We start from the raw sequence: 16,958 nt of genomic DNA on the forward strand, positions 1-16,958 counted from the left end.
GCGCCCGGACGGCCGGGAAGGCGGCGTCCGCTCTGCCCGGCGTGCCCACCGGGAGCGCCGGGAGCGCCGGGCCGTACGGGGCCGGCGTCAGGGCTGGACCACGGGCCTTGCCTCGACGCCGGACGCGGGCTGCTGGTGCCCGCCGCTGGCGATCATCCGCACCTCGCCGCGGTCGCTGATCTCCGCCTGCACGATGCCGGTGTCGTCGGCGTAGATCGGGTGCCCGCCCGGACCCTTGCGGTCGGTGCGGTGCACCACCACGGCGTCTTCGCCGTCGCTCACCGAAGCAACCTCTCCCGCGAATACCAGTTCGAAATCCTCGTCGCGACCCATGAGGCCTCCTCTGCGGTACGCCGCACATCACGTCCGGCTGCAGCACTGAATGGCCATTATGCGACTTCTATCCTATTCGCTCACCACGGAAGGTGATCGCCCCACGAGAGGCGGTCAGCCCCTCCCGGAGCCCGGGACGGTCCGCCGCGTGCGACGGCGCACGGCCCACCGCCGCAGTTCGTCGGTACCCCAGACGACGACGGGAAACGTGGCGATGAGTGCGACCACGTCGGCCGGCAGGGCGGCGGTGCCGAACATCCGCTGGAACACGGGCACATACACGAGCACGGCGGTGAACGCCAGCTCGAAAGCGATCCCGTACAGCAGCAAGGTGTTGCTGAAGACCCCGATCTGCCTCAGTGACGCATGCTCCGTCCTGGCCGCCATCGCGGTGCCGACCTGGCAGGTGACGATCCCGGCGAAGGTCGCCGTCGTCGCCGTGAGATAGGCGTGGTGCAGCTCGCTCCCGGGACCCGTCGGGACGCCGGGCTGCCAGCCCGCCCGCCACAGCACGTAGAAGTACCCCGACATGACGAGTACCGCCGAGACCGCACCGAGGTAGCCCCAGCCGCGGACCAGCATGGCGGGCGAGATGATGCTCTGCCGGCCGGAGCGCGGCGGGCGCTTCATCACTCCCGGTTCCGCGCGCTCGCGACCCAGAGCGAGGGCCGGCAGCGTCTCGGTTCCGAGATCGATCGCCAGGATCTGCAGCACGGTCAGCGGTAGTGGGACGGCGCCGGCGGACAGCGCGAAGACGAGGAACGGGACGGCCTCCGGTGTGAGGTGGGCGAAGATGTAGACGATGAACTTGCGGACGTTGTCGTAGACGCGGCGTCCGGACTCGACCGCGGTGACGATGGTGGCGAAGTTGTCGTCGGTCAGCACCATCGTGGCCGCCTCGCGGGCGACATCGGTGCCCGAACGCCCCATGGCCACGCCGATGTGCGCCCGGTGCAGCGCCGGGGCGTCGTTCACGCCGTCGCCCGTCATCGCCACGATGCGCCCGTGCGCGCGAAGGGTGTCGGCGACCTTCAGCTTCGTCTCGGGTGAGGACCGGGCGAAGACGATCTCCGCCCCGGGCCCCTTGATGAGCAGATCGTCCAGCTCGCGATCGGTGACCCCCTCGGACTCGGCTATGACGACCAGTTCGGGATGACCGATGCCGACTTCCTCGGCCACGGCAGCCGCGGTGGCCCCGTTGTCACCGGTCACGATGTGCACCCGCAGCCCCGCTTCGTGACAACGGCGCACGGCGGCGGCCACTTCCGGCCGCGGGGGGTCGTACAGTCCGACCAGTCCCAGCAGCCGGAGCTCTCGTTCCGCCTGCTCACGGTGTTCGGGCAGTGCAGCGAGTTCCCGGTCCGCGACGGCGAGAACGCGCATGCCCTGACGGGCGAGATCGTCCGCAGCTTCCCGCGCCCGACTCACATCGCGCCCCTCCCCGGCACCGGCGTCCGACGTACGTGCCAGCACGCTCTCCGGCGCTCCCTTCACTATGAGCCGGAGTTGATCGCCGCCCCGCCCGGGCAGTGCCACCGTGGACATCAGGCGCAGTCGCGGGTCGAACCGGAAGAGCGCCCTGCGGCGCTCGTCCCGCTGTTCGAGGTCGGGATCCGCACCCAGGGCCGCGGCCCCCTCGACCAGCGCCACCTCCGTCGGGTCGCCGTGCAGCCCTCCTCCCTCGTCCCGTGTGACGGTCGTGCACTCCGCCATGGCCGCGGCCAACCCGGCGGTCCACGGCCCGGCCCCGGCCCCGTGCTCCGGTGTCCATGTCGCTTGCAGGCGCATGCGGTTCTGTGTGAGCGTCCCCGTCTTGTCCGTGCAGATCACACTGGTGGAGCCGAGCGTCTCCACGGCACTGAGCCGCTTCACGACCGCGCCCTGCCGAGCGAGCAGCCGCACTCCCACGGCGAGCGCCAGAGTGATCGTCGGAAGCAGGCCCTCCGGCACGTTGGCGACGAGGAGTCCGATGGCGAACATCAGGGCGTCGGTCAGCGGGAGGCCGATCGCCCAGCCGATCAGGAGGAAGGCCACCCCGATCGCGACCGCGGCCGCCGCGATCAGCCAGGCGACCTCCTTGACCTGCTGCTCCAACGGGGAGGGCTCGCGCCGCGTGCGTTGACTGAGAGCCGCGATGCGGCCCAGTTCGGTATGGCCTCCCGTGGCGAAGACGATCGCCTGCGCCTGCCCGCCCGTGCAGGTGGTGCCGCTGAAGACGAGGTTGGGTTCCGCGAGCAGCGGCTTCCCCTGCAGCGCCGGGCCGGCGAACCGGTCGACCGGTGCGGACTCGCCGGTGAGCATCGACAGATCGGCTTCTATGCCGCCTTCGGTCAGCCGAGCGTCTGCGGGGATCTTGTCGCCTTCCTCGACGAGAACGATGTCACCCGGCACCAGTTCCTTTGCGAGGACGTCGACGATGTCGCCGTCCCGCACCACCCGGGCGTGCTCCGGAAGGTAGCGGGCGAGGGTCTCCACCGCATGTTCCGCCTGGCGCTCCTGGAGGAGCGCGAAAGCCGCGTTGAGGAGGATCACGGCGACGATCGCCCATCCCAGCACCGCGATGTCGGCGATGAAGGCCAGGGCGCCGGCGGCCCACAGGAGCAGGGCGAGCGGATGGGCGAGCTGCCGCGTCAGCTCCTGCCACGCCGACTCCCCGGCGGTGGAGCGCACCTCGTTGGGCCCGTACACGGCGAGACGCCGCTCCGCCTCACGGCCGGACAGTCCATGAGCGCCGGTGCCGAGCTCGCGCCGCAGCAGTGCCAGCGGCTCGCAGGGGTCCGGTTCCGGAGCAACCGCCGACGGAGGACGGGGGGCGGGGTGCCTCACGTCACCCACACTGCGCGCTCGGGCACCGCTTCCACAGGGCCGACGAGGGACCGGTCCGGCCCGAAGGTCCCTTGCCGAGGCCGGGGCTCACTGCTCAGAGGGGAGCGGGCGGCGCCGAGGAAACGGGACGACGGGGGCGGAGAACGGTCCGGGCACGACGAAGGGACGGAGACACGTCGCACGGCGAGGCCACATGGGGCACAGAGTTGGGCCTCTCGGCCCAGGTGCGCGGCCTGCCGCTGACGGAGTCTGGGGTGTGGACGCAGCCGGCGCCCGCACGAAGCGACCCGTCGGAACCGGGACTCGGGAGGACACCGATGAACAACGCCTTTCTGCGCGGACTGCCGTCGGAGGGCCATGACCGCCTGATGGCGTGCTCGCACGAGGTCTCGTTCCCGGCCGGAACGCGGATCTTCGACGAGGGTGACCCGGCCGACCGGTTCTGGATCATCCGCACCGGTGCGGTCACCCTCGACCTGCAGGTACACGGCCGGCGCGCGGCCACGGTCGAGACACTGGGCCACGGCGACCTGCTCGGCTGGTCCTGGCTGGTGCGCCCGTACGAGTGGCGGCTGGGGGCAGAGGCCTTCAGCCTCGTACGGGCCTACGAGTTCGACGCCAGGGCCGTACGCGGCCTGTGCGACGTGGATCCCGCGTTCGGCTTCGCCGTGACCCGCCACGTCCTGGAAGTGGTCGCCCGCCGGCTGCAGGCCACGCGGGTCCGCCTCCTCGACACCTACGCGCCCCACGGGAGCGGAGTGGCGCAGTTCCCGCGGTGAGTCCCCGGAGCGCATCGGGCCGGAGCCCTTCCGGGCGATCGGCGCCATGAGGTCGGCATCGATCGAGCAGGTCAGGCCAGGGACAGGAAGAGCTTCTCCAGCCGGCCGCGCATCTCGTCGCGGTCCTCACCGGAGCGGCTGCCGTCCTCCGTCTCGGTCAGGCACTGCTGCAGCCCCGTGGCGATGATCGCGAACCCGGCCCGGTCCAGCGCGCGGGACGCGGCAGCCAGCTGGGTGACGACCTCCTCGCAGTCCCTGCCCTCCTCAATCATCCGGATCACTCCGGAGATCTGGCCCTGCGCCCGGCGCAACCGGTCCAGGACCGCCTTCAGCTCCGCTCCCGCCAGATCAAGGTCCATCACAACTCCTCACAAAATACCCCCAGGGGTAATATAGACCTGTGGGGGGACCTGTCGACACCCAAGGACGCACCCGCAATGAGCACACCCACGGCCCTCGGCATCGACGAGGCCCGCACCCGACTGCACGAACTGACCGTCATCGACGTACGCACCCCGGGTGAGTACGCCGGCGGCCACCTGCCCGGCGCCCTCAACATCCCCCTCGACCAGATCCAGCGTGCGCTCCCCGACATCCGGCAGGCCGCCGCACACGGCGACGTCCTCGTCGTCTGCGCTTCCGGCGCCCGCTCGGAGAACGCCTGCAGGACCCTCACCGAGAACGGCATCGCCACCGCCACGCTCTCCGGCGGGACCGCGGCCTGGGCGGCCGAAGGCAACGAACTGCAACGACCCGAGGGGGCCTCACGCGCCACGTGGAGCATGGAGCGGCAGGTCCGCTTCACCGCCGGGACCCTCGTCCTGGTCGGCCTCCTGCTCGGATTCCTCGTCCACCCGGCCTTCCTGCTGGTATCCGCCGCCGTCGCGGGCGGCCTGGTCTTCTCGGCCCTCACCAACACCTGCGGTATGGCGGCGATGCTCGCCAGGCTCCCCCACAACAGGCCCCGTTCCGCCGACCTCGGCGCGACACTGGCCGCACTGCGCGACCGCTGACGGGGCGACCCTGTTCCGGCAGGGGCGGGGACCGACGCCGAGGCCCCCGCACCTCCGCCGGGTTCCCGGGGCGGCAACCTCACCGGGCGACGTCGTCCGCCGACCGCACGAAGCGGCGCACCCGGCGAGAACACCCGCGCCGACACGACGGCCGGGCCCCGACCGGGCCGCCGAGCGGAGCACACGCCCCGGGCCGCGCGGCCCGTGCCCGTCGCGACGGGCCACCGGGCATGCTGGACGCCGCGCACACCGGCCCGGGGAGACACGTATGGACTGGCTGGCCTCACTGCTCGGAGCGGGGCTGGTCATGCTGGCCCTGCGGGATGTGTTCCACACCCTCTGGCACCCGACCCGTCACGGCGGTCTGAGCCGGTACGTCATGGCTTCCCTGTGGAGACTGTCCCAGCACCTCCCCGTACGGAGACAGGCGGCGGGCCTCGCGGGCCCCCTCGCCATGGTGACCGTGGTGGCCATGTGGGCGGGCACGGTCATCGTCGGCTGGGCCCTGATCTACTGGCCCCATGTGCCGGACGCCTTCTCCTTCGCCGCCGGCCTGAAGCCCACGCAACACGGCGGGCCTGTCGACGCGTTCTACATCTCGCTGGTCACCGTGTCGACCCTGGGTCTCGGCGACATCGCACCCACCGAGCCATGGCTGCGGATCGTCGCCCCGCTCGAAGCCCTCGTCGGCTTCGCTCTCCTCACTGCGACGGTCTCCTGGATCCTGGAGATCTATCCCGCGCTGACCCGTCGACGAGCCCTGGCCCTGCGACTGTCCCAGCTGCAGCGCAACGACCCGCCAGCGGCCCAGCTGGACTCGGACCTGGGAGCGGGAATCCTGGACGGCCTCGCGGCACACGTGGCGGGCATTTCCGTCGATCTGATCCAGTACGCGGAGTCGTACTACTTCCACGAGGGCCACGACCGGACCTCCCTGGCCGCGAGCATCCTGTACGCCGCAGACCTCGCGGAGCGTGCGCGTGACGCCCGGAACGCGGAGGTACGCCTTGCGGCGGCCCTGCTCACCACCGCGCTGGGAGACCTTGCGGAGGTCCTCGACGAGCGCTTCCTGCACAACGGCGGCACGACCCGCGACGTCTTCCGGGCCTACGCGGCAGACCACGGCAGAACCCGCCCCCCGACCCGGGGAGCAGACCGCTGACGACCACTTGCCCGACCGTCACCGCCCGGCCACGGAAGTGCGCCCCGACGGAATGGGGGCGCCCCCGGTGGTGACTCCACCCCCCGTTCGCGTTAGTCTCTAACTATTGATAGTTACTAACACTTGGGGTGGCCGTGTCCAGTGTGGTGATCGCCGGGGCCGGACCGACGGGCCTGGCCCTGGCCTGCGGCCTCGCGGCCGCCGGTGTCCCGGTCCGGATCGTGGACAAGCGCGACGGGCCGGCGACCACCTCGCGGGCACTCGGACTCCAGCCGCGCGGAGCAGAGGTGCTGGACCGGCTCGGCGCTCTGGCCGACCTGCCGGAGCGGTCCGTACGCATCGCCCGGGTGGTCACCCACGTCGACGGCAGGCCCATGGCCGACCTGCGGGTCGGCCGTCCCACGAAGCTGGTCACCAGGCCCGGTCTGCTGATGTCCCAGACGGAGGTCGAAGCGGCCCTGCGGTACCGGCTGAGTACGTTGGGGATCGATGTCGAGTGGGGGAAGGAACTGCTCTCCGCAGCCCAGGACGCCTCCGGGGTGACACTGTCCTTCCCGGGGGAACGGCTCCGCTCGTCATGGCTGGTCGGATGCGACGGCGCCCACAGTCGCGCGCGCAAGGCCGCGGGGATCGGCTTCCCCGGTGTGTCCGTGATCGAGAACTTCCTGCTGGCCGACGTGCAGGCCGATCTGCCCCTGCCGTCGGACACGGTGTCGGTGTGGCTCCGGGCGGACAGCATGCTCGGTGCCTTCCCCCTGCCCGGCGACCGCGTCTGGCGCCTCATGGCCCCGGCGCGCCGGGACGACACGAGCCGGGGAGACGAGGGCGTCGTCGGTGAACTCGCCCGGCTGCTCCGGCATCACACCGGCCTCGACCCGTCGGTCGTCGGCACGGTGCTCTGGTCCTCGAGGTTCCGCATTCACCGCCGCCTCGCCCCCACCTACCGGCGCGGCCGGATCCTGCTCGCCGGCGACGCCGCCCACATCCACAGCCCCTTCGGCGGCCAGGGGATGAACACCGGGCTCGGGGACGCGGAGAACCTCGCCTGGAAGCTGGCCCTGGTCGCCGGGGGCTCGGCGCCCGACTCGCTGCTGGACACCTACGAAGCCGAGCGCAGGCCCCTTGCCCGGGAGGTGCTCGCATCCACGAGTTCCCTCACCCGCCTGGTGGTCGGTGACACCCCGCTCGCCCGCGCCGCACGCGACCGCCTCTTCGTCCCACTGATGAACCGCCCGCTGGTGCAGAGGCTCATCTGGGAGCAGTCGTCGCAACTGAGGATCCACTACCGGGGCGGTCCCCTGGGTACCCGGCTCACGGAGCGCCGGGCGCCCGGCGCTCCGCGGGCCGGTGACAGGGTGCCCGACGTTCCGTGCACACGCCCCGACGGGTCCTCCACCCGGCTCCACGCCGAACTGGGAGCCCGCTGGGCCCTGCTGGTCCCCGTGCACGGCGACGCCGAGGCGTACGCGGCGGTGGCCGAGCGGCACGTCGGCACGGCGGTCCGGCTCACCGCCGCGGTGCCCACCACAGCACCGCGCCGTCAGGTCATGCTGGTGAGGCCCGACGGTCACCTGGCCTGGCGCGGCAGTTCCACGGCCGCACTCGACACCTGGCTCGGCGCCAGGCTCGGTACCACGACGAACCACACCCCGGAGAAGCAGGACACATGAACCGCCCGGCGACGCCGCCCACGGGTCTGCGCGCGCGCAAGAAGGCACGTACCCGCAGCACCCTTCAGGAGGAGGCTCTGCGCCTCTTCCTGAGCCAGGGGTACGAGAACACCACCGTCGACCAGATCGCCCGCGCCGCCGGCGTCTCGAGCATGACGTTCTTCCGTCACTTCCCCACCAAGGAGTCGGTCGTCGAATCCGACGACTACGACCCGTTCATCGTCCGGCTCATCCAGGGGCGGCCCGCCCGGGAGCACCCTCTCGACGCTCTCCGCCACGCCCTCGCGGAAGGGCTCGCCACCGTCTACGCCACCGACCGTGACACCCTGTTCGTCCGCACCCGTCTCATCCTGAGGACTCCGGCCCTGCGCGCCCGCCTCTGGGAGAACCAGCACGCCACGGAGCGGATGCTCACCACCGCTCTCGCGGCCCGCTCCGGGCAGGAGCCCGACCTCCCGCTCCGGGTCCTCGCCTCGGCCGCCCTCGCGGCGCTCACCACCACCCTGGCCATCTGGGTGGAAGGCGACGGTGAAGGTCATCTGCCCACGCTCGTCGAAGAGGCATTCCTGGCGCTGCGCCCGTAGGGCCCCCAGCCGGGGCCGGGGGACGCCACGTGTCGCTCAGGCCCGTCCGGTCTCGTGCGTGACGTTCCTCGCCGCGTGGCGAGCACGTGACGTCCCGGGCGCGGGATACGGGCCGGCCGCCCGGGCGATCGCCGACTCCACCGCGGCGACGCGGTCGGCCAGCAGGCCGAGGGCTTCGACGGCGCGAACGAGCGGGTCCGCCTCCGGTCCCCCCAGCGCCTGGCGCCGTACCCAGCCGGACGTGATCTCCGCCCACCGGTCCTTCTGCTCCGGGTCGAGGGTGCCGCGCAGCTCCGCGAGCCTCAGCAGATTGGCCTCCGCGGAGGTCGTCAGGGTCTGGGCCTCGCCGGCGTAGTGGTCGTCGATGACCGCGGCGAGCTCGGCGTCGTTCATGAGGGGCAGGATGCGCTGGGCGATCTTGTTCATGTTGCGGTACGAGCCCTGCAGCCGGAACGGCGGTGCGGTACGGGTCTCATCGGTCTGGGCGGCCGACGCGATGTACGCCTCGTTCACGGCGAGAACGGTCTCCCGGGCGGTCAGCAGATGCCGCAGAACGGAGAGGATCCGGTCGAGTTCGGCCGGCGGGCAGGGGTGGGTCAGCCGGCTGCCCCGGGCCGTGGGGTCGTCACCGGCCAGCCGTACCAGCAGTTCCAGGTCCGCGCGGTCACGGGCGGCGAGCGGGGCCAGGACGGCGTTGGAGGTCAGCGCGTTCTCGATGAAGCTGAGCGCGAAGGCCTCCTCCTTGCCGGTCAGCACGTCTCCGAGGTTCCAGACGTCCGCCCGGTTGGCGAGCATGTCGGGGATCCGGAAGCGCTGCCCCGACTCGGTGTAGGGGTTGCCGGCCATACAGACGGCGAATCGCTTGCCGCGCAGGTCATGGCCGTTCAGCGTGCGGGTGGCGTCGCACAGCGGGATGAACTTCTGCAGCAGCTCGGCCGACGTGTGCTGGATGTCGTCGAGGTACAGCAGGACGTTGTTGCCCGCGGACAGTGCGAACTCGATCTTCTCCACCTCGCGCCGGGCCGTGGCGTTCGGCGCGTCGGCCGGATCGAGGGATTTCGTCGTGGTGCCCAGGGCCGGACCGTCGACCTTGACCAGGAGCAGGCCCAGGCGGTCGGCGACGTACTCGATGAGCGTCGTCTTGCCGTAGCCGGGCGGGGAGACGAGGAGCAGGAGTCCGTTGTTGTCGGTCCGTCTGTCGTCTCCGGCCGCCCCGAGCTGCTTGGCGAGGTTGTCCCCCAGGAGGGGGAGGTAGACGTCGTCCACCAGCCGGTTGCGTACGAAGGCGGACATGACCCGGGGTCGGTGGTCGTCCAGACGCAGCCGGGTGCGCTCCGCGGCCACGAGAGCAGCGCGCTGCTTCTGGTACTCGCGGAATCCGGGCACCACGCGGTCGGCGAAGTCCGCGGTGCGGGCGAGGAACTCGTCCAGGCGGACCGGGAGCCCGCGCCGGCTGATCCGAGCGTGCGTGCCGAGCAGACCCGTGACGTCGCCGGTCAGCGGGGCGTCGACGTCGTGGCGCGGCAGGTCGGGGCAGAGTTCGATCGCCACGGCTTCGGCGAGGTCGCCCGGGTCGACTTCCGCATGGAGGGCACCGGCGTACGACACGAGCCAGCCCTCGACGAGTCGGTGCGCGGCGGCGGGGTCCCCGGCCGCGAGACGGGTGCGGACGTCCTCGTCGTACGGCGACGAACCGGCCGCGCGGCGGAACGCGTCCAGGAGGGTACGAGCCGACGCGCTGGTGACGAAGGACTCCCCGGTGGCGAGTTCCTCGACCAGGTACGCCGCTGCCCGCGTCCCGCGGTGCGCCCGCAGGCCCGGTGTTCCGGCTGCGAAGGCGTCCATCGCGTCCGCCAGTTCACCCCGCAGGGCGTCCAGCGCCGGGGTCGCGCCGAAGACCTCCCGCGCCCGTACGAGCGACGCTGCCTGACGGAGCCATGCCTCACGTGCCGACGGTGTCGTCCCGTACGTCCAGAACGTCTGGGCCGCGGCACGGTCGGCGGCCGGATGACGCAGCAGACCCGCTCCCTCGTGCAGCTTCAGCACGACTGCCAGGATCGCGGCCGCGTCGTGGTCGTGGATGCCACGCTCGTAGCCCTCGTCGTAGGCGGCTTCGGCCGCCCGGCGGGTGAGTGCGGCCAGGTCGGATCCGGCGAGCGCGCCCGGGCCGTACTCGGCCAGCAGCCTCGCGGCGAGGTGCTCCGCCCGGTAGACCTCGTCGTTCTCGGACGGGAGGATCTGGCCCCAGTACGGGCGGGTGTCCTGGAAGTCCGGGGCTGTGACGGGCGAGCGGTAGTCGGTGCCGGTCAGGGCGAGGGCCATGCCCTCCCCGTGCGGGACGAGGGTGAGTTCGGGGGCCTGCCTGCTGACGGTGAAGCGGTGACGGCCCAGTCTGACGGTCGCGCCGTCGTCCGCGAACAGCTCGGTGCGGTCGCGCAGCGCCCGGCCCGCCTCCTGCCTCGCGGCCTTCAGCCGGCCTGCCAGCTCCTCCGCGCGCACGGGGTCACCGAGCTCGCGCAGTTCCTCGGTGGTGCGGCGCACCTTGGCCGCGAGGGGGTCGGAGGCGAAGTAGGCGTTGACGGCGTCCAGACCGTCGAGGGACGCGACCCGGCGCGAGATCGTCTCCAGGACTCGCGCTGCCGACTCCGCGAGCCGTTCCGCCCGCCGGGCGCGGGCGTCCTGGATCGTCTGCCTGCGTGCGGAGAACGCCTCGTAGAGCTCGGTCCGTTTGGCGGCGATGTCGTCGAGCAGGTCGTCGTGGTCGGCGAAGCGCGACTCCAGGTTCTCCACGTGGAGCAGCAGCCGGGAGAGCTTCTCGTCGCAACCCTCCGGGGAGTCGGCGGCGGCCAGCGCGCCGGTGATCGACTGTCCGAGGAGGGCGAACTCGGCGGTGAACTCGGCCCGGCCCTCGCGATCCCGCAGCTCCCGGCAGCGGCCGGCCAGAGCTGCGCGGGCGCGGTTGACGCCGCCGAGGACCTCGGTGATCCGCTCCAGGATGGAGGTGCGCACGGTGGTGTCACCCACCTCGAGGCCCGCCACCACCTCCGTGAGGGATTGCAGTCCCAGGGCCCGCTCGTCCAGTTGCCCGGCGACGGGCCCGGCCTGGGCGGCCGTGGTGATGGCCTCGGCGTCGGCGCCGAGCTTCTCGATCTCGGCGCGGTAGCCGTCGAAGGAGTCCTCACGCTGGAGGAAGGTGACGGTCCGCCGGGCGACTGCGGCGATGTCGGCCTCGAGGTCCAGGGCAAGCGCCTCGATGCGCTCGGTTTCCGTGTACCGCAGATCCTTCAGTGTCAGCAGGTGCCCGTGGGCCTGGCGCAGTTCGGTGATGCGCGCGATCCACTCCTCGGCGCTCGCCGGGGCCTCGCCGCGGACGCGCCGGACCAGGCCGGCGATGTGCACGGCCGATTCGGCGAGCGCGTCGGCCGCGTGACGCCTCAGGTCCCGCACGGCCTTGAACTCGTCCAGCACCTGCTCGGCGGTGACCCGGATCTCCTCGAGCGGGGTCCGCAGATCCCCGGTCTCGGTGTCGCCCAGCCAGTGGTGGGTGTCGGCGGTCCGCGTGCAGGAGGCGACGAGGGCGTCGTACATCTCGGCGGTGGCCGAGGCCTCGGTGGCCTGACGCGCGATGGCCAGGCAGTCGGACAGGCCGCGGACGAGGTCGGCGTTGCCGATCCTGGCGAGCGGTCCGGATCCGGCCGGGGCGGCGAGGGAGTCGGAGGCGTACGGGCTCCGCCAGACCTGAACGAGATGCGACCGGGAGGGCTCGTCCGTGTCGGGCGTGCGCAGGACGACGAGCGTTCCGTCGTCAAGGAGGGCGTACCCCCGGCAGGCCAGGGGGTTGGCGATCTCCTTGCGGATCAGGTTGTAGGGGAGGAGCAGGCTCCCGCCCTCCGCACGGGAGTGGAACGCGTACAGCACGTCCTCCCCGTTCGGTGAGCGCACGGCACGCTCGAAGGTCATGTCCTCCGCCGTGGCCACGTCGAACGTCTTCACGGCGCCCGTGGACAGGCAGTACCCGCCGGGGAAGACGATGCCCTGGTCGTCGGGCAGCCGGCGGCAGGACCGACCGACGCCGTCGAGCCTGACCACTGACCTGGTGAGCGTGTTGAACACCAGATGGCGGTCTGCTTCCTCCTTGTAGGGGCGCACCCGCAGCAGGATCAGCGAGCCCACGCGCGCGTACGCGACGTCCGAGTCCGCGAGCGACTGCAGGGACTCGTCGACCGGCTCGCTGTGGATGCCCTCCCCGGACTCGGTGTCGTCCTCGGTCTTGACGGTGAGACTGCCGCCGACCGTCGTCACGAAGACGTCGCCGCCGATCGAGATGTGCGGGTGCCGTCCCGGCACGTGGTCGTCGCGGGTGGTCTTCACCCAGGTCACGTCATGTGCGGGCGGCGCGACGTTGTCGCGCTCACCACGGGCGTCCAGGAACCGGGCCCGCCGGTCGGCAGTGAGCGCCCAGCGCAGGACCCGGACGTCCTCGGCCTTCTCCCCGGTCCGGAAGACGGCCAGCAGCATGCCGTCGACCACGCGCAGCCGGTGCAGCCGGGCACCCTGGTAGTAGCGGCACAGGGCGGCGAACTCGCGTGCGAAGTCCGCGTCGTCGAGGAGGCCCGGAGCGGCACCCTCCTCCATCGGGGCCAGGTCGTGGTCGTACAGCGAGAAGACGTCACCGACCGTGGTACGGGGCGTCAACGCCGCGGGCGTGTTGTGGCCGAGGAGGAGTCTGCCGCCGACCGCGACGAGGTCGCGGGCCACGCAGGGCGCTTCGGTACCGATGCGCTCGGTGCCGGTCAGGGTGAGCTCGTCCCCACCGAACTCCGCGATGCGGGCCGAGTTGAGCGCCTCGGCGCGCCGGGCGAGCTCCGTCGCCCGTGCACCGAGCCGGTCGCGCAGCACCTCGTACGTTCCGGCGTCCATGCCGCCCCCGCCCTCGTCCATCCCGTTCACCCTCCCTCGTACGTCTGGTTGAGGCTCCGGAGCCGCTGACCCCCGTCCGGCGGTTCCGGAGCCTCCGACCGCTTCTTTCAGCGGTCAGCTCTTCGCTGTGCCGTTCAGCGCGGTGAGCGGCGTGTCGGCGAGGCCGAGTTCACCGGCCCGCTCCAGCAGTTGGCTCAGCTGTGTGGCGGGCGCCCCGCCCGTCTTCATGAGCCGCATCAGCAGCGCGGACACGGTCAGGTTCTGCGCGTCCGATGTCGAGACCGACCCCAGCACCTTCGCCAGGTCGTCGGTGAACGACGCGGATCCGTCCAGCCACGGTCCGGCCAGGGCCTGCGCGGTCTCGGAGTGGTGGAGGAAGCCGTCGACGCCCTTGCCGAGGGAGATCGCGGACACCAGCCGGTCGAAGAAGACCGACTCACCGCCGACGATGTTGATGTCGGCGCTCTCCAGGCCGGTGGCGAGCACCGTGGCCTGGGCCTCGGCGACCTGCCGCTGGACGTCGAGCCCGGCGAGACGGATGTCCTTCTCCGCCTCCAGCCGCAGCCGGTACTCCTCGTGTGCACGGGAGGCCTCGTCCAGCGCCGCCATCGCGGCGGCCTTCTCGGTCAGGCCGACGGCCTCGGCCTTGAGCTTCTCGCCGATGGCGGTGGCGTCGGCGAGCGCCTTCTCGCGGGCACCCTCCGCCTCCGCCCGCAGCCGGGCGGCGGTGGCCTCGGCCTCGGCGCGGCCGGCCTTCTCGATCGCTCCGGCCTCCTTCTCCCGTACCTGCACGGCTGCCAGGCCCTCGGCGGCCGTCTCGGCCTGGATGCCCTCGGCGAGGCGGATCTTGGCGCGGGCGTCCATGTCGGCGGCCTTGTTGCGGGCCTCGGCGAGGGTGAGTTCCTCGGCCGCCCGGTGGACCGCGGCCTGCTCGGCGGCCTCGGCGGCCTTGATGTCCTTGACCAGCTTCTCCTGTGCCTCGGCCTCGGCCGCGATGACCACGGCCTGCCGGTTGCGCTCGGCCTCCTCCACCGCCCGGAGCCTCTTGATGGACTCCTCCTGCTCGGCGACCGTCCGGTCGACCGCGACGCGCTCGCGGATCACCTCGGCGATGTCGCGGCGCTCGGCCTCGACCTCCTTCTCGGCGGAGATCCGCGTCAGTTCGGTCTCCCGGTCCCGGGCGATGACCTCCAGCAGCCGGTCCTTCTCTATGCGCTCGTTCTCGACGGCCACGACGCGCTCGCGGTTCATCTTGGCGACGGCGACCTCACGGGCCTGGTTCTCCCGCTGGACCCCGAGCTGCTCCTCGGTGTTCAGGAAGGCGCTCTGCGCCCGCAGTCGCTCCTCTTCGACGACCCGAGCGGTCTCGGCCTCCTCACGGGCCCGCACGGTCTCGATCTCGCGCTTCTGCTTGATCTCCGCGTCGGCCCGGCGGCGCTCGAGCTCCAGGATGGCCTCACGGGCGTCGACGTTCTGCCGCGTGATCTCCTTCTCCTCGTGCCGCTGGTACTCGTTGGTGCGGACGTGCTCGACGGCAGTCAGCTCGGTGATCTTCCGGATGCCCTGGGCGTCGAGGATGTTGGAGGCGTCCAGCTGTGCCAGCGGTGTCTGCTCCAGGTAGTCGATCGCCGCGTCCTCGAGGCTGTAGCCGTTCAGGTCCGTCCCGATGACCTGGATGATGCGGTCCCGGAACTCGTCGCGCTTGGTGTAGAGGTCGGTGAAGTCGAGCTGCTTCCCGACCGTCTTGAGGGCCTCGGAGAACTTGGCGTTGAACAGGTCCTGGAGGGTCTCCTTGTCGCTGGCACGCGCCGTGCCGATGGCCTGGGCGACCTTGATGACGTCCTCGACGGTCTTGTTGACCCTGACGAAGAACGAGATCCGGATGTCGGCGCGGATGTTGTCCTTGCAGATGAGCCCGTCCCGGCCGGTCCGGGTGATGTCGATGGTCTTCACCGAGATGTCCATGACCTCGGCCTTGTGCAGCACCGGCAGGACGACCTGCCCGGTGAACGTCACATCCACCTTGCGCATCTTCGACACGATCAGTGCCTTGCCCTGTTCCACCTTGCGGAACAGCCGGCTGATCACGAAGAGCATGGCGACGACGATGAGCAGGACAACGGCGATGAGCACGCCGATGCCCACGGTTATGGCATCCATGGGAAATCCCCGAGGTGAGAGACGTGTGCTGAGGAAGGGGGTGCGGCGTCAGCCGCGGAGGTCCAGCGCGTTGTCGTACGGCGCGACCCAGAAGAACTCGCCGGCGTCGTCGTAGGCGTAGAGCAGACCTGTGCTGCCGAGCGCAAGGACGTCGCTGCCGCTCTTGCGGACCTGCACGACCGCCGTGGAGCCGTCCCCCGCGACGACCTCCGCCTGACCGAAGTCCTCGTCCACCCGCCCCGTGCGGATGGTGCAGGTCATACCGATGAAGTCCTGCCGGGACGGTCCCGGTTCGTCGGGGAAGAGCTTGGCCAACGGCCGTACGAGCACGCGGGTGACCCACCACGAGAGGAACAGCGAGGCCGCGAGCACGGCGACACGCAAGAGATGGAAGGGGAGGCCGGCCAGGCCGGTTCGGCCGAGCAGGACCGAGCCCGCCAGGCTGCCGAACCAGCCGAAGGCGATCAGGAGCGAGGCCGCCACCGAGACGGGCACGCCGCCCAGGCCCGCTGCATCGGTGTCCACGTCCGCGTCGAAGCTGTCAGGGTCGGCCGCTCCGGTGAGAACCAGCAGCCAGAAGCCGATGACGACCAGAAGCGCCGAGGTGAACAGCACCGTGGGGAAACCTGCGGTGGCTTGCAGGAACTCGGCCATCAGTCATCCCCCTCGTGAACGGACCGGGTGGCCGGTCGCCGACATCTGCAGCAACAGCAGCCTCTGCCTGCTTCCGGCAGCCGGCCATGTGCGCTGGGCCCGATCTCCCTTGGCCCGAAGTGATCCTGACAGTGCGTCGCACGGGTTCGCATTGCCGCACTCCGGCAATCTTTATGCCTCCTTGATGCCGCGCGGCGCACGCTGGCGGCACGATGCGCGGATCTCCGTACGCCAGAGGGCAGTAGCGCCACCCACGAGGAGCAGGGGGAGCAAGGGGAGCAAGGGCTGCCGGGAGCAGGGTCAGGTCGCCGGGGCCCTACCGGCGCGGAAGGTCGAACCACTCCCGGCTGGCATCTCCCGTCGAGAGCACGGTGACGAAGAGACCGGCTGCGACGCCGGCGGCCCAGGCGCCCCAGGCGCCGCTGTGAGCCACCAGGCCGATCGCGCCGCCCAACGTCAGCAGTGACCCGATGGCGACCGCGCCGATCCGGACGCGGTTGCCCCCGCCGGCGAACTTCCGCGCGATGACGGTCACGGCGAACACCCCGAGCAGGAGGGCCGCAAGCAGCAGGAGGCCCACGAAGAGCGCCCCCAAGGCTCCGGTCTCCAGAGTGGCGGCGGCCACCACGAACCCCAGCGAGGCGAGTACGCTCCCCGCCCCCACCGCGTGCAGGACGGCACGGACGGATCTGACGGTGCCGGGCATCTGACTCATCGAGTTCCTTCGGACGGGCTCCCTGGACAACGACCACTCCGCGGGGCCCTCCGCGCCGCGCACTCGTGCGCGGCGTCGCGGCGACCTCCGCGGACGCACAGGACAGGACCGGCGGGCCCGTGGTCGGCCCGTGCGGTACGAG

General features: G+C 71.5%; 12 protein-coding genes. 5 read left to right on the top strand and 7 right to left on the bottom strand.

Translation table 11 applies throughout. From position 1 onward, the window contains the following. Positions 1-87: 87 nt before the first annotated feature. Together QMZ92_RS11885 and QMZ92_RS11890 are read right to left on the bottom strand one after the other, a co-directional pair. Positions 88-333, bottom strand: coding sequence for a DUF6296 family protein (locus tag QMZ92_RS11885; protein ID WP_283297251.1), 246 nt, complete (start codon positions 331-333; stop codon positions 88-90). A 114-nt stretch (positions 334-447) separates the two neighbouring features. Further along, entirely contained in the window at positions 448-3,159 is a 2,712-nt protein-coding gene (locus QMZ92_RS11890; RefSeq protein WP_283297252.1) for a cation-translocating P-type ATPase, read from the bottom strand. Between the two features lie 317 nt (positions 3,160-3,476). Here QMZ92_RS11890 and QMZ92_RS11895 point away from each other — a divergent pair, with 317 nt between their 5' ends. Next, entirely contained in the window at positions 3,477-3,938 is a 462-nt protein-coding gene (locus QMZ92_RS11895) for a Crp/Fnr family transcriptional regulator (protein WP_283297253.1), read from the top strand. Positions 3,939-4,009: 71 nt separating this feature from the next. On the opposite strand, the gene QMZ92_RS11900 is transcribed toward QMZ92_RS11895, so the two are convergent. Next, the gene (locus QMZ92_RS11900; protein WP_283297255.1) at positions 4,010-4,297 is read right to left on the bottom strand and encodes a metal-sensitive transcriptional regulator; all 288 of its coding nucleotides are present in this window, start codon (positions 4,295-4,297) and stop codon (positions 4,010-4,012) included. Between the two features lie 78 nt (positions 4,298-4,375). Between QMZ92_RS11900 and QMZ92_RS11905 the strand changes: the two genes are divergently transcribed. From QMZ92_RS11905 to QMZ92_RS11920, 4 genes are all read left to right on the top strand, one after another. After that, positions 4,376-4,951 (top strand): rhodanese-like domain-containing protein, encoded by a 576-nt coding sequence (locus QMZ92_RS11905; RefSeq protein WP_283297256.1) that lies wholly within the window; start codon positions 4,376-4,378, stop codon positions 4,949-4,951. A 268-nt stretch (positions 4,952-5,219) separates the two neighbouring features. Next, on the top strand, positions 5,220-6,113 hold the full coding sequence (locus QMZ92_RS11910; RefSeq protein ID WP_283297257.1) for a potassium channel family protein: 894 nt from the start codon (positions 5,220-5,222) through the stop codon (positions 6,111-6,113). Between the two features lie 134 nt (positions 6,114-6,247). Continuing rightward, on the top strand, positions 6,248-7,783 hold the full coding sequence (locus QMZ92_RS11915; protein WP_283297258.1) for an FAD-dependent monooxygenase: 1,536 nt from the start codon (positions 6,248-6,250) through the stop codon (positions 7,781-7,783). Continuing rightward, entirely contained in the window at positions 7,780-8,367 is a 588-nt protein-coding gene (locus tag QMZ92_RS11920) for a TetR/AcrR family transcriptional regulator (RefSeq protein WP_283297259.1), read from the top strand. The genes QMZ92_RS11915 and QMZ92_RS11920 overlap by 4 nt, the downstream gene beginning before the upstream one ends. Positions 8,368-8,403: 36 nt before the next feature. On the opposite strand, the gene QMZ92_RS11925 is transcribed toward QMZ92_RS11920, so the two are convergent. From QMZ92_RS11925 to QMZ92_RS11940, 4 genes are all read right to left on the bottom strand, one after another. Further along, the gene (locus QMZ92_RS11925; protein ID WP_283297260.1) at positions 8,404-13,308 is read right to left on the bottom strand and encodes a DNA repair ATPase; all 4,905 of its coding nucleotides are present in this window, start codon (positions 13,306-13,308) and stop codon (positions 8,404-8,406) included. A gap of 93 nt (positions 13,309-13,401) precedes the next feature. Continuing rightward, positions 13,402-15,447, bottom strand: a complete 2,046-nt coding sequence (locus QMZ92_RS11930) for an SPFH domain-containing protein (protein ID WP_283297261.1) — start codon at positions 15,445-15,447, stop codon at positions 13,402-13,404. A 48-nt stretch (positions 15,448-15,495) separates the two neighbouring features. Continuing rightward, positions 15,496-16,101: a hypothetical protein gene (locus tag QMZ92_RS11935; protein ID WP_283297262.1), complete on the bottom strand. Its 606-nt coding sequence runs from the start codon at positions 16,099-16,101 to the stop codon at positions 15,496-15,498. 316 nt (positions 16,102-16,417) lie between these two features. Continuing rightward, on the bottom strand, positions 16,418-16,816 hold the full coding sequence (locus QMZ92_RS11940; protein WP_283297264.1) for a hypothetical protein: 399 nt from the start codon (positions 16,814-16,816) through the stop codon (positions 16,418-16,420). Between the last annotated feature and the right edge of the window lie 142 nt (positions 16,817-16,958).

The organism is Streptomyces sp. HNM0645, from assembly GCF_030056615.1.
Classification (GTDB): Bacteria; Actinomycetota; Actinomycetes; order Streptomycetales; family Streptomycetaceae; genus Streptomyces; species Streptomyces marianii.